Source organism: Serratia sp. K-E0102, from assembly GCF_029962625.1.
Lineage (GTDB): Bacteria > Pseudomonadota > Gammaproteobacteria > Enterobacterales > Enterobacteriaceae > Serratia > Serratia sarumanii.
On sequence record NZ_CP124754.1, the window covers coordinates 67,345 to 79,952 of the forward strand.

Consider the following 12,608-nt stretch of genomic DNA (forward strand, 5'->3'; position numbering starts at 1 on the left):
TATAGTGACGTTGCTTTTACTTCTGGGCGATAACAACGAAAAGGGACAATGACATGCACAACACCAAAACCCGGCTGGCGCTGCTGGTCGGCTGCATGGCGCTGAGCGCCAACCTGTGGGCCGAGGCGCAGCCGGTACCGGCGACGCTGGCGGGGCATGCGCTGCTGCCGGTGAAATCCACCGTTTCCACGCCGAAGGACGCGCCGAGCGATCTGCAGCTGAGCGGCAAGTACACCAGTGGCAAACGCGTCACCGAGCTGGGCAGCGTGGCGGGCAAATCCGCCGATCGCCTGACCGGCCTCGGCCTGCCGATCGAAGGCCAACCGCTGCAGGGCCACTCAGGCATCAAACACATGCCCGACGGCACCTACTGGGTGCTGACCGACAACGGCTTCGGCAGCAAGGCCAACTCGCCGGACGCCATGCTGTATCTCAACCACTACAAGATCGATTTCAAAGACGGCACGGTCGCGCCGCTGAAGACGGTTTTCCTGCACGATCCGGATAAAAAGGTGCCGTTCCACATCATCAACGAGAGCACCGAGAAGCGCTATCTGACCGGCAGCGATTTCGATCCGGAAAGCTTCCAGTTTGCCGACGATGCCTTATGGATCGGCGAAGAATTCGGGCCTTACCTGATCAAGGCCGACTTGAACGGCAAAGTGCTGGCGGTGTTCGACACCCTGGTGGACGGCAAGGTGGTGAAATCGCCGGACAACCCGACGCTGACCCTGCCGGGCGCGCCGGACGGCAAGCAGAACTTCCAGGTGGCGCGCTCCAAAGGCTTTGAAGGCATGGCCGCCTCGCCGGACGGCAGCAAGCTGTATCCGCTGCTGGAAGGGGCGCTGTGGGAAGGCGAGCAGTTCGAGAACGTCGGCGGCAAACGCTACCTGCGGGTGCTGGAGTTTGATGTGAAACAGCAGGCCTGGACCGGCCGCAGCTGGCAGTACGTGCTGGAAGACAACCAGAATGCCATCGGCGACTTCAATATGATCGACGCCACCCACGGGCTGGTGATCGAGCGCGACAACGGCGAAGGCACGCCGGATAAAGCCTGCGCCGCAGGCGCGCCGACCGACAACTGCTTCAGCCAGGTGGCCAAGTTCAAGCGAGTGTATAAAATCGCCTTCTCGGACGCCAACGTCGGCAAACCGGTCGACAAACTGGCCTATATCGACCTGATGAATATCCAGGATCCGAACAAGCTGGCGCGCAAGCCGCTGAACGACGGCGTGCTGACCTTCCCGTTCTTCACCATCGAGAACGTGGACGTGGTGGACGCCAACCACATCATCGTCGGTAACGACAACAACTTCCCGTTCTCCTCCAGCCGCCAACCCAATATGGCGGATGACAACGAGTTCATCCTGCTGGACGTGAAGGATTTCCTGAAGTAGCGCTCCCCGGCCGCCGCATCACCGGCGGCCGCACGATTTCCCGCTTAGCGCAGCGAACAAACTGCGCTATAATCAGCGCCTTGCTTCTTCTCTTCTCCAAGGAAGATCCTCGTCCCCGGTGGGGCGGCCGGACTTCAAATCCGGTTGGGGCCGCCAGCGGTCCTGGGCAGGTTCGACTCCTGTGATCTTCCGCCAAATTACTGTTTCCCACACTTTCTTGAATTCAACAAAATCCTATCCAAGCGAGTCAGCTTGCAGACATTTTTTTGGGAAAATAACCGTTGTTCGAGTAATGAGCTTTGATGTGGTTCTCTGGCATACTTAGCGAATTACAGCGTTGTAAGTCAGATTAAAGCGGAGGCGACATGGCAGACAAGCACTTAACCCAATCACCGGCAGGTGAGTTTGTTATGTTTGCCAGCGATGATGGCGAAGTGCGCGTTGAATGTCGTTTTGAGCAAGAAACGCTGTGGTTGCCCCAGGCAACCATCGCGAATCTTTATCAAGTGACTCCCCAGGCGATTACGCAGCACATCAAAGCGATCTACGAAGAAGCGGAACTTGAACAAAACGCAACCTGTAAGTCTTACTTACAAGTTCAGCAGGAAGGGGCCCGTCAGGTAAGTCGCAATATCCTGCACTATAGCCTGCCCGTTATTCTTGCCGTCGGTTATCGTGTTCGTTCGCCTCGTGGCACCCAATTTCGCCAGTGGGCGACCCAAACTCTTCAGGAATACCTGATCAAAGGCTTCGTGATGGATGACGAGCGGCTTAAAAATCCGCCCGTGGGTTCATCCGCTGTGCCTGATTACTTTGATGAGATGCTGGAGCGCATCCGTGATATCCGTGCCAGTGAGCGTCGGGTTTATTTGCGGGTATGGGAGATCTTCGCATTAGCCGCCGACTATCAGCCGTCACTTAAAGAGACAACGTTGTTTTTCCAAACTATCCAAAACAAGCTGCATTTTGCCTGCACCGGCCACACCGCTGCTGAACTCATCCATCAGCGGGCTGACGCCAACCAGCCCCATATGGGCTTGAGCAGCTATAAGGGCGAGGAAGTATGCAAAAGCGACGTGACGGTGGCGAAAAATTACCTCAATCAGGACGAAGTCAGCGAACTCAACCGCGTGGTCAACATGTGGTTGGATTTCGCTGAAGATCAGGCGCGGCGTCGTCAACAGGTGTTCCTACGTGACTGGCAGGATAAGCTGGATCAGTTTCTGCAATTTAACGACCGTGACGTTCTACAAGGTGCTGGCACGGTCAGTAAGAAAGCGGCAGATGAAAAAGCGCAGGCTGAATACGTCCAGTATGCCGAGCAGCAGCGCCGCTTAAAAGAAGCGGCGGGGGAACAGGATATCGCCGGTTTACTGCAGTGGAAAACAGACACCAAGAAGCAGCCATAAAGCCCCTTGAACCCCACAAGCAAAATAATTTGGGGGCATAATAGGGGGCATGGTTCAAAATCGAACTGGATAAAACTGAGTAAATTCAATAGAACTGACTATCAAATGCGACTCCTGTGATCGCCAATCTCTGACCATTTTCCTATGCTGAACGATACGGCTATCTTTAATGCAATGAGCCGGCTCGGCCGTGCGCGCACCATTCGGAGGTCAACATGCGAAGTCTGGAAGATCAACTTGCCGCTTATGCCGCCTATCACCGCGATGCGCGCAATATCGCCACGCATTTCATCGGCATTCCGCTGATCGTCGTCAGCCTGCTGGCGCTGCTCTCCCGGCCGGCGTGGGGGGCGGGATGGCTGCCGTTTTCGCCGGCCTGCGCGGTGGTTATCGTCGCGGCCCTCTATTACCTGCGGCTGAGCCTGCGCCTTGGCGTCATGATGCTGGCGTTGCTGCTGCTGTGCCTCGGGATCGGCGCCTGGGTGGCGTCGCTGTCGACGGCGGCGTGGCTGAGCATCGGCATCGGCGGTTTCGTCATCGGCTGGCTGTTTCAGTTTGTCGGGCATTTCTGGGAGGGGCGAAAACCGGCGTTTATGGACGACGTGACGGGCCTTATCATCGGCCCGCTGTTCGTGCTGGCGGAAGCCTGCTTCCTGGCCGGCGGGCTGCGCGAACTGCAGCGGAACATCGAGCTGCGCTCGGGCAAAGTGCGCAATGCAAAGCGCTAAACGAGGCGATTCCGATAGTCAGATGAAGAGCCTCTTTCAAAGAAAGAGGCTGAATGGGTTCAGATTAGGCGTGTTGGATCAATTTCCAGGTGACGCCTTTACCGCCATAGGGAGGCATGATATTGCCTTTGGCGATTGGCGCTGTGGTTGAGGGTTTGCCAACCACTTCCCAGACACCGCTTTCCGGGCATTTCTGTCCTGTTGAGGCGGTAGTACCAATAGGTGACTTAGACATACGATCTTTCCTTAATCAAAGCGGCGCCACCATAGCGCCGGGCATAAAGATATTTACATGTTCGCTTATATATTCAACCCATAGGGGAGAATATGGAAGATAGGCATATTTTCTCTTTCTTATTTGGATTCTTTGACTTTTTTATTTACGTTTTTAATTTTTAAATATCAACTTATTTATCATTTTAATCTATGAATTGTAATTATTTTTGAATTTAATTGTTTTGGAAGCTATCTGTAAAATGTTTTCAATTTCATTATGTTAGTTTCTTTTTGTGTATTCTGATATCAATGGTGTTTATTTGGCTTATATAATTCATTTCAGAATTATATAAGAATTAATTTTGTTGGTTACATTCATTGCGTGTATATAAGTGAGTTGGTAGGGCAAGGGTTTTCCATGCTATCGCCGATAACGCATAATCAGTAAGGAATATCGTTGGTTTTTCATTGGATTTATCCGGGCATGGTATGCGGAGGTTAAATACCCCAAGTGCAGAGTGATTCCCCTCGGCGCTTATCCTTCAGACGCATTAACGCCATTCTCCGCACGCATCGCCGCGATCGCGGTAAAGCAACCTTGATGCCCAATGCCGATCTCACCTCCTCACTTTTAACAAATTTGCAAAAGTCTTTTAGCCTCCCGCCTGCTTATCTTTGGTGTGATCAATGTCATACTTTCGGCATCTTAACTGTTCCCGCGCTTCGGCAGCGGTAAACCGGAGTTGTTGCATGAAAGTGAATTATCCCTTGTTAGCGCTGGCGGTGGGGGCGTTTGGCATCGGCACCACCGAATTCTCTCCCATGGGCTTGCTGCCGACCATCGCCAAAGGGGTGGACGTCTCCATTCCGATGGCCGGCATGTTGATCAGCGCCTACGCCGTCGGCGTGATGGTCGGCGCGCCGCTGATGACGCTGCTGTTGTCGCACCGGGCGCGCAGAAGCGCGCTGATTTTCCTGATGGCGATCTTTACCCTGGGCAACGTGCTGTCGGCCATCGCGCCGGATTACACCACCCTGATGCTGTCGCGCATCATCACCAGCCTGAACCACGGCGCCTTCTTTGGCCTCGGATCGGTGGTGGCCGCCAGCGTGGTGCCGAAAGAGAAACAGGCCAGCGCCGTGGCGACCATGTTTATGGGGTTGACCATCGCCAATATCGGCGGGGTGCCTGCCGCGACCTGGCTGGGTGAAACCATCGGCTGGCGCATGTCGTTCCTGGCGACGGCCGGGCTGGGCGTGATCGCCATGCTGGGGCTGTGGTTCTCGTTGCCGAAAGGCAGCGCCGGGGCGCGCCCTGACGTGAAACGCGAGCTGTCGGTGCTGGTGCGGCCGCAGGTGCTGACCGCGCTGCTGACGACCGTGCTGGGGGCGGGCGCGATGTTCACGCTCTATACCTACATCTCGCCGGTATTGCAGCACATCACCGAGGCGACGCCGCTGTTCGTGACGGTGATGCTAGTGCTGATCGGCGTCGGTTTCTCGATCGGCAACTACCTCGGCGGCAAGTTCGCCGACCGTTCCGAGAGCGCGACGCTGAAGGGCTTCCTGCTGCTGTTGGTGGCCATCATGCTGCTGATCCCGCTGCTGGCGCGCAGTGACATCGGCGCGGCGGTGAGCATGGTGATTTGGGGCGCGGCGACCTTTGCCGTGGTGCCGCCGCTGCAGATGCGCGTGATGCGCGTGGCCAGCGAAGCGCCGGGGCTGTCGTCTTCGGTCAACATCGGCGCTTTCAACCTGGGCAATGCGCTGGGCGCCGCCGCCGGTGGCGCGGTGGTCTCCGCCGGTTTGGGCTACAGCTTCGTGCCGGTGATGGGGGCGATTATCGCCGGGTTGGCGCTGCTGTTGGTGTTGTTCACCAGCCGCACCGCTGCAAAAGTCGTTTACGCCAACGGCTAAATACGCAGATGCGGCGGGCCTGCTCGCCGCACCTACTCAAAGCCGAGCAGGCTGAACGCATCGTCCTGCGGGGCGTAACCCAGCAGGCGACGGGTCTCTTCCAGCGATAAACGCGTGTAGCGGTTATTGGAAACCCCGTGCACCACCGCATATTGCACCCCTTCGACGCGAATGCAGCGCTCCAGCAGATCGGCGGCGTCGCGATGGCTGAGGAACGCACTCATGTCGCGAGCGCTGAGCCGATCGCCCGGGCTGAGGGTGGTGAAGTTGGCGATGCGCACCGACAGGGCGGAAAGCCCTTCCTGATGGGCGAAGTAGGCGGCGATGCCTTCGCCGAAGGCTTTGCTGGCGCCGTACAGGTTCTTCGGCTTCGGCGCGTCGTCCGGGCGGATTTGGTAATCGAGCGGATAGCCTTCCACCGCCTGCGCGCTGCTGGCGAACACCACCCGGCGGCAGCCGGCGTCTTTCGCCGCGCGGAAGATATTGAAGGTGCCGAGAATGTTGTTGTCCATCAACGAACCGCAGAAGTCGGCATCGGGGGAGGGATCGGCCGCCAGATGCAACACGGTGTCGATATTGGCGCAGGCCGCGCGGCAGGCATCGAGATCGGCGATGTCGAAGCTGATGACTTCGTCGCCCGGCTGCCGATCGCTCAGCAGGCTGATGTCTCGTTCCGCCAACCGTAGCGGGTAGCGATCGCCCATCGCCAGACGAAACGCCGTGGCTACCCGGCCGCCGGCGCCGGTGATCAGAATCCGTCCCAACTCAGTCCGCAACGTCATGGTCGCTGTCATCCCTACAATCGATTACGCGTTGACCAGTAATAATCGCCCGCGTGACTTTTGTCCAGTCGTTTTAATTAGTCTCTCTGATGTTTCTGTCGCCATCGTCAATTGCGCACGGTGATTTTTGCGCGGGTGAATATCGTGGGATGTTAACGATGCGCAATCAGGTTTGGCGATCTATTTACCTTATGGATTGCGGGTTGTGACGAAAAAACGAGGACTGGCAGTGGATGAGCGAGCGCTTTGCTTTCGCTTGATAGTGAATTATTAGGTTAGTTAATCTTATGTTTTTGGGCGAAGCGGAGCGGTACTCCGCCACCCCTTTCCATTCTATCGCCTGCGCGATATATCACCGTGGCGCTGAAGCCGATAGAGGGCGGCAGGCCTTATTTGCCACCCCGGGACGGTTTTGCCCACCCGATCACAGTTCGGCAATTTGCCGGTGCAAAGCCTTGCGCCGGCAAAATCCGCGGTGTTAACGTCATAACTCAACCGATTTAGGGTTGTTACTGCTACGGCAGGCAAAACCTAAACCTCGCGTTTCTGTTCCCCGATGGGGCAGAGGCCGCGAGGTTTAGGTTTTTTTTTGCGCCGAATTCCGCCTCAGCGCCAGGCCAGTGCGGGGGGAGCGGCAGAACGCGAAGTCTAAGGATAACCGTATGAAATATGACACATTAGCCAGTGAGATTTTGGCCGGCGTCGGTGGCCGCGACAATGTGAAAAGCCTGGTGCACTGCGCCACCCGCCTGCGTTTCAAGCTGCGCGATGACACTCGCGCCAACGCGGCAGCGCTGAAGAAAAATCCTGGCGTCATCATGGTGGTAGAGAGCGGCGGCCAGTTCCAGGTGGTGGTGGGCAACCACGTGGCGGAGGTGTTCGACGCGGTCAACCGGGTTGGCGGATTGGCCGACGGCGCGCCGAGCGACGACGCGGGCGGCAAAAAAGACAACCTGCTCAGCCGCTTTATCGATCTGGTGTCCGGCATTTTCACCCCGCTGCTCGGGGTGATGGCCGCTTCGGGGATCCTGAAAGGCTTCCTGGCGCTGAGCCTGGCCTGCGGCTGGCTGCTGGAGAGCGGCGGCACCTTCAAAATGCTGTTCGCCGCCAGCGATTCGCTGTTCTACTTCTTCCCGATCATGCTCGGCTACACCGCCGGGAAAAAATTCGGCGGCAACCCGTTTGTCACCATGGCGATCGGCGGCGCGTTGACGCATCCGCTGATGATGGCGGCGTTCGAAGCGGCGCAGCAGCCGGGGGCGGTGCGCGAGTATTTCTTCGGCATTCCGCTCACCTTCATCAACTACAGCTCGTCGGTGATCCCGATCATCTTCGCGGCCTGGGTATCTTGCCGCCTGGAGCCGCTGTTTAACCGGGTGATCCACAGCGCGCTGCGCAATTTCATCACGCCGCTGCTGTGCCTGGCGATCACCGTGCCGTTGACCTTCCTGCTGATCGGCCCGGCGGCGACCTGGCTCAGCCACCTGCTGGCCAACGGCTATCAGAGCATTTACGCCTTTAACCCGATCGTTGCCGGCGCCTTTATGGGGGCGATGTGGCAGGTGTGCGTGATCTTCGGCCTGCATTGGGGGTTGGTGCCGTTGATGATCAACAACCTGAGCGTGCTGGGGCGCGACACCATGGTGCCGCTGCTGTTGCCGGCGGTGATGGGGCAGGTCGGCGCCACGCTGGGCGTGATGCTGCGCACCCGCGACGCCAAACTGCGGGCGCTGTCCGCTTCGGCCATCGGTGCCGGGATTTTCGGCATCACCGAACCGGCGGTGTACGGCGTCACGCTGCCGAACAAACGCCCGTTCATCTTCGGCTGTATCGGCGGCGCGCTGGGCGGTGCGGTGATCGGTTACTTCCAGACCTCGGTCTACTCGTTCGGCCTGGTGAGCGTATTCACCTTCGCGCAGATCATCCCCGGCGGCGGCATCGACGCCACGGTATGGGGCGCGATCGGCGGCACTCTGCTGTCGTTCGTGTTCGCCGCGCTGGCCAGCTACCTGTTCGGCGTCGCGCCGGCGGAAGAGACGGCGCAGCCTGAAGCCGCCGCGCCGCTTAACCGCAAACAGGCCATCCTCAGCCCGATCGCCGGCGACATCGTGCCGCTGGATCAGGTGAACGACGCGACCTTCGCCAGCGGCCTGCTGGGGAAAGGGGTGGCGATCGCGCCGCAGCAGGGGCGCGTGGTGGCGCCGGTGAGCGGCAGCGTGGCGTCGCTGTTCAAAACCAAACACGCCATCGGCATTGAATCGGACGACGGCGCGGAGATTCTCATCCACGTCGGCATCGATACCGTGAAGCTGGACGGGGCGCATTTCACCGCCCACGTGCGGGAAGGCGAGCGGGTCGCCCCGGGCGATCTGCTGATCGAGTTCGACCAGGCGGCGATCCATGCCGCCGGCTATGACACCACCACGCCGATCATCATCAGCAACAGCGATGACTACGTGGACGTGTTGACCAGCGGCCTGTCTCCGGTGCAGGAACAGGCGCCGCTGCTGACTTTATTACGTTAATTGAGGAGCAAGCGATGAACGGCAAGTTTCCGCAACATTTTCTGTGGGGCGGCGCGGTAGCGGCGAACCAGGTAGAAGGCGCGTATCAGGCCGACGGCAAGGGGCTGTCGACCTCCGATCTGCAGCCGCAGGGCATCTTCGGCGCCATCACGCCGCGCACGGCGGGCGACAGCGGCATCAAGGACGTGGCGATCGATTTCTATCATCGTTACCCGGAGGATATCGCGCTGTTCGCCGAAATGGGCTTCAAGTGCCTGCGCACCTCGATCGCCTGGACGCGTATTTTCCCGCAGGGCGACGAAGAGACGCCGAACGAAGCCGGGCTGGCGTTCTACGATCGGCTGTTCGACGAGATGGCGAAGTACGGCATTCAGCCGCTGATCACGCTGTCGCACTATGAGATGCCTTACGGCCTGGTGAAGCACTACGGCGGCTGGGGCGATCGGCGCACCATCGATTTCTTCGAACGCTATGCGCGCACCGTGTTCGAACGCTACAAGCACAAGGTCAAACACTGGCTGACCTTCAACGAGATCAACATGTCGCTGCACGCGCCTTTCACCGGCGTCGGCCTGCCGCAGGAGAGCGACAAGAGCGCCATCTATCAGGCGATCCATCATCAGCTGGTGGCCAGCGCCAAAGCGGTGAAAGCCTGCCACGAGATCGTGCCGGAGGGCAAAATCGGCAACATGCTGCTGGGCGGCATTCTGTATCCGCTGAGCTGCAAGCCGGAAGATCTGCTGGAAACCCAGCGGCAAAACCGCGACTGGCTGTTCTTCGGCGACGTGCAGGCGCGCGGCTATTACCCGGCCTATATGCAGCGCTTCTTCCGTGAAAACGGCATTCAGGTGGCGATCACCGAGGAAGATCGGCAAACGCTGCGCGAAACCATCGACTTCATCTCGTTCAGCTACTACATGAGCGGCTGCGTCACCGCCGATCCGGAGCAGTACGAGACGGCGCGCGGCAACATTCTCGATATGGTGCCGAACCCGCATCTGGCCAGCTCGGAGTGGGGGTGGCAAATCGACCCGATCGGGCTGCGCTACCTGCTCAACGTGCTGTACGACCGCTATCAGAAGCCGCTGTTCATCGTCGAGAACGGGCTGGGCGCCAAAGACCGCGTCGAAGCCGACGGCAGCATCCACGACGACTACCGCATCAACTACCTCAATGACCATCTGGTGCAGGTGGCGGAAGCGATCGACGACGGCGTCGAGGTGATGGGCTACACCAGCTGGGGGCCGATCGATCTGGTCAGCGCCTCGAAGGCCGAAATGTCGAAGCGCTACGGCTTCATTCACGTCGACAGGGACGATGCCGGCAACGGCAGCCTCGCGCGCCGCCGCAAGAAGAGTTTCTTCTGGTATCGCGATGTGATCCACAGCAACGGCGCCAGCCTGAAAGACCGACGCTAACCTCTAAGCCCGGCGGCAAGCGCCGGGCGTTAACCTAACGTTATTCGCTGCTGTTCATGATGGGAAATTCTCTCCCAGGGAATGCTGTTGCCCGCAGTCAGCCGTTATGCGGAGAAATATAATAATGATGAAAAGCTTATTACCACGTTCCATAACCCTGGCGGCGCTGGCGCTGCTCTGTAGCCAGGCGCAGGCGGAAACGCTGCAAACCGGCAAGGACGTCGAAGCCCCCACCGCCAAGTGGGAAGGGGTGGCGCTCGGCTTTGAACCGCCGCAGCCCGGGCTGTTGGGGGATATGCTGGGGATCAGGCCGATCCTGGAGGATCACGGTTTCCACTATAACCTCGGCTACCTCAGCCAGCTGTCGTATAACGCCGGCGGCGGTTACAACCACGATAAACAGGCGTCGTACATCGACCAATTCTCGCTGACCTTCAGCCAGGATTTGCAGGCGCTGACCGGCATTCCGGACGCGGCGATCGAAGGCAATATCGTCAACCGCAACCATGACAACAACCTGACCCGCGATCGCTTGCAGGATCCGCGCGTCGGCCTGACCGATCTGTCGCAGGAGAGCTTTGGCGGGCAGTCGATTACCCGCCTGGGCTGGCTGACCTTCAGCCGGTCCTTCCTCGATCGCCGGCTGCAGTGGCGCATCGGCATGATGAACAAGGTGCAGGATTTCGATCAGATCATCCCCTGCGATTTTCAGACGCTGACGCTGTGCGGCGGCAAGTCTGCCAACTCGTTGACCTGGTACAACTGGAACGTGCATTACTGGGGCACCACGCTGCAATACAAGCTGACCGACGGCCTGACGCTCAAGGGCGGCGTGATGGAGCAGAACCCGAGCGCCCCCAGCCGCAGCCACGCCTGGAGTTGGTCCACCAAGGGCAGCAAAGGCTTCCTGTTGCCGATGGAGCTGGAGCTGAAAACCCACGCCGTCAACCAGCTGCCGGGGGTGTATAACCTGGGCGTGCTGTTCACCAACGCGCGCCAGAGCGATCTTTATGAAGGGGTGTCCGGCGGGCCGGGCGCCAGCGATCCGCAGGGCTATCGCAGCCACGATCGCACCTGGTTCCTGTATACCGGTTTCAATCAGCAGGTGACGCGCCATGCGGACGACATAAACCGCGGTCTGAGCGTGTTTTACAGCCTGGGGATGGGGGATCAGCGCAGCAACTACCTGCACTGGTCTACCTCGACCGGCATTCGCTATCGCGGGCTGTTCGATGCGCGGCCGGACGACTGGCTGGGGCTGGGCGTCTCGGTGGTGAAGCTGAGCGACCGCTATAAAGATAATCAGCGTTATCTCAACCAAATCAACGGCGTCAGCGATTATCACGATCCGAGCTACCGGCCGGTGCCGGGCCACTCGGTGACGGCGGAGCTCTATTATCGCGTGAACGTCACGCCGTGGTTGCAGCTGCAGCCGGGCCTGCAGTACTGGCATCACCCGGCGGGCGTCAGCGAGACGCAGGACGCCTGGGTGACGGCGTTGAAAACGGTGGTGACCTTCTGATCAGGCCGCGTCGCTCTCGCGGTAGCGCCGGCGGGCGTGTTCGAACCAGCTGGCGGGCACGTTGTGCGGCGGCTGCTGCAAGCGGAGCAGCCCTTGCTCAACGATATGGCTGGCCTGGCGCCACAGCGTCGGGTCGCCTTCGGTCAGCACCTCCAGCAGACGCTGTTTCTCGATCAGGTAGGTCTGAGCGAAGTGGCTGTCATAGTCCAGCAGCGAGCGGGTGTTGTCGATCAGATCCGCCAGCTTGATGGTTTTGGCCTGCGGCGATGCGCCGGCGCTGTGGCGCCGATCGCGGTTTTTGCGCTCGAAGCGGTTGCCGTCCTCGGCGCGGCTGACGTTGGTTAGCATCCGCACCAGCTCCGCCACCTTCGGCCCGAAGTGGCTTTCGATATCGCCGAGGGTGGTGGGCGTGTCTTCCACCGTGTCATGCAGCCAGGCGGCCGCCAGCATCTCTTCGGTGTGCGGCACGCTGCGCACCAGTTCCATCACCGCCTGTGGGTGGACGATGTACGGATCGTCGGTGTATTTGCGGCGCTGATCGATGGCCGCATGCGCCTTGGTGGCGTAGCGGCGCGCGCGTTCTACAAGCGTGTTTGTCATTTCCTTTCCCTCCGAGCATCCTCTGCATAAAAAAAGGTAGCATACCTCACAAGAAATAGCTTGCGATTACATCGTGCGCTATCTATATTCAGAC

Annotated in this window: 10 protein-coding genes and 1 tRNA gene; 8 read left to right on the plus strand and 3 right to left on the minus strand. The window is 59.2% G+C overall.

What is annotated here, in order from left to right:
- The first annotated feature begins 53 nt into the window (after positions 1 to 53).
- The 4 genes from SSARUM2_RS00310 (at position 54) to SSARUM2_RS00325 (ending at position 3,534) form a co-directional block, all read left to right on the plus strand.
- Positions 54 to 1,397 carry an esterase-like activity of phytase family protein gene (locus SSARUM2_RS00310; RefSeq protein WP_060452994.1) on the plus strand — a complete coding sequence of 448 codons (1,344 nt, stop codon included), beginning with the start codon at positions 54 to 56 and terminating at the stop codon, positions 1,395 to 1,397.
- 100 nt (positions 1,398 to 1,497) lie between these two features.
- Positions 1,498 to 1,592: transfer RNA gene (locus SSARUM2_RS00315), tRNA-Sec, on the plus strand.
- Positions 1,593 to 1,762: 170 nt separating this feature from the next.
- Positions 1,763 to 2,806 (plus strand): virulence RhuM family protein, encoded by a 1,044-nt coding sequence (locus SSARUM2_RS00320; protein WP_060453003.1) that lies wholly within the window; start codon positions 1,763 to 1,765, stop codon positions 2,804 to 2,806.
- Positions 2,807 to 3,021: 215 nt separating this feature from the next.
- Positions 3,022 to 3,534, plus strand: coding sequence for an Mpo1-like protein (locus tag SSARUM2_RS00325; protein ID WP_060453004.1), 513 nt, complete (start codon positions 3,022 to 3,024; stop codon positions 3,532 to 3,534).
- 64 nt (positions 3,535 to 3,598) lie between these two features.
- On the opposite strand, the gene SSARUM2_RS00330 is transcribed toward SSARUM2_RS00325, so the two are convergent.
- On the minus strand, positions 3,599 to 3,769 hold the full coding sequence (locus tag SSARUM2_RS00330; RefSeq protein ID WP_162846235.1) for a hypothetical protein: 171 nt from the start codon (positions 3,767 to 3,769) through the stop codon (positions 3,599 to 3,601).
- Positions 3,770 to 4,500: 731 nt separating this feature from the next.
- Between SSARUM2_RS00330 and SSARUM2_RS00335 the strand changes: the two genes are divergently transcribed.
- Positions 4,501 to 5,667 carry an MFS transporter gene (locus SSARUM2_RS00335; protein WP_039568202.1) on the plus strand — a complete coding sequence of 389 codons (1,167 nt, stop codon included), beginning with the start codon at positions 4,501 to 4,503 and terminating at the stop codon, positions 5,665 to 5,667.
- Positions 5,668 to 5,699: 32 nt separating this feature from the next.
- On the opposite strand, the gene SSARUM2_RS00340 is transcribed toward SSARUM2_RS00335, so the two are convergent.
- The gene (locus tag SSARUM2_RS00340; RefSeq protein ID WP_033636599.1) at positions 5,700 to 6,449 is read right to left on the minus strand and encodes an NAD(P)-dependent oxidoreductase; all 750 of its coding nucleotides are present in this window, start codon (positions 6,447 to 6,449) and stop codon (positions 5,700 to 5,702) included.
- A gap of 662 nt (positions 6,450 to 7,111) precedes the next feature.
- Between SSARUM2_RS00340 and bglF the strand changes: the two genes are divergently transcribed.
- The 3 genes from bglF (at position 7,112) to SSARUM2_RS00355 (ending at position 11,914) form a co-directional block, all read left to right on the plus strand.
- Positions 7,112 to 8,974, plus strand: coding sequence for a PTS beta-glucoside transporter subunit IIABC (bglF, locus tag SSARUM2_RS00345; protein ID WP_033650002.1), 1,863 nt, complete (start codon positions 7,112 to 7,114; stop codon positions 8,972 to 8,974).
- Positions 8,975 to 8,988: 14 nt separating this feature from the next.
- On the plus strand, positions 8,989 to 10,392 hold the full coding sequence (gene ascB / locus SSARUM2_RS00350) for a 6-phospho-beta-glucosidase (protein WP_041037251.1): 1,404 nt from the start codon (positions 8,989 to 8,991) through the stop codon (positions 10,390 to 10,392).
- A gap of 127 nt (positions 10,393 to 10,519) precedes the next feature.
- Positions 10,520 to 11,914: a carbohydrate porin gene (locus SSARUM2_RS00355; protein WP_060453011.1), complete on the plus strand. Its 1,395-nt coding sequence runs from the start codon at positions 10,520 to 10,522 to the stop codon at positions 11,912 to 11,914.
- Here SSARUM2_RS00355 and SSARUM2_RS00360 read toward each other — a convergent pair whose 3' ends face one another.
- Positions 11,915 to 12,514, minus strand: coding sequence for an HD domain-containing protein (locus SSARUM2_RS00360; RefSeq protein ID WP_033636604.1), 600 nt, complete (start codon positions 12,512 to 12,514; stop codon positions 11,915 to 11,917). It abuts the gene before it with no gap.
- Positions 12,515 to 12,608: the final 94 nt, after the last annotated feature.

Coding starts and splice junctions, on each gene's coding strand:
- SSARUM2_RS00310 (WP_060452994.1), top strand. CDS start 54: ATGCACAACACCAAAACCCGGCTGGCGCTGCTGGTCGGCTGCATGGCG.
- SSARUM2_RS00320 (WP_060453003.1), top strand. CDS start 1,763: ATGGCAGACAAGCACTTAACCCAATCACCGGCAGGTGAGTTTGTTATG.
- SSARUM2_RS00325 (WP_060453004.1), top strand. CDS start 3,022: ATGCGAAGTCTGGAAGATCAACTTGCCGCTTATGCCGCCTATCACCGC.
- SSARUM2_RS00330 (WP_162846235.1), bottom strand. CDS start 3,769: ATGTCTAAGTCACCTATTGGTACTACCGCCTCAACAGGACAGAAATGC.
- SSARUM2_RS00335 (WP_039568202.1), top strand. CDS start 4,501: ATGAAAGTGAATTATCCCTTGTTAGCGCTGGCGGTGGGGGCGTTTGGC.
- SSARUM2_RS00340 (WP_033636599.1), bottom strand. CDS start 6,449: ATGACGTTGCGGACTGAGTTGGGACGGATTCTGATCACCGGCGCCGGC.
- bglF (WP_033650002.1), top strand. CDS start 7,112: ATGAAATATGACACATTAGCCAGTGAGATTTTGGCCGGCGTCGGTGGC.
- ascB (WP_041037251.1), top strand. CDS start 8,989: ATGAACGGCAAGTTTCCGCAACATTTTCTGTGGGGCGGCGCGGTAGCG.
- SSARUM2_RS00355 (WP_060453011.1), top strand. CDS start 10,520: ATGAAAAGCTTATTACCACGTTCCATAACCCTGGCGGCGCTGGCGCTG.
- SSARUM2_RS00360 (WP_033636604.1), bottom strand. CDS start 12,514: ATGACAAACACGCTTGTAGAACGCGCGCGCCGCTACGCCACCAAGGCG.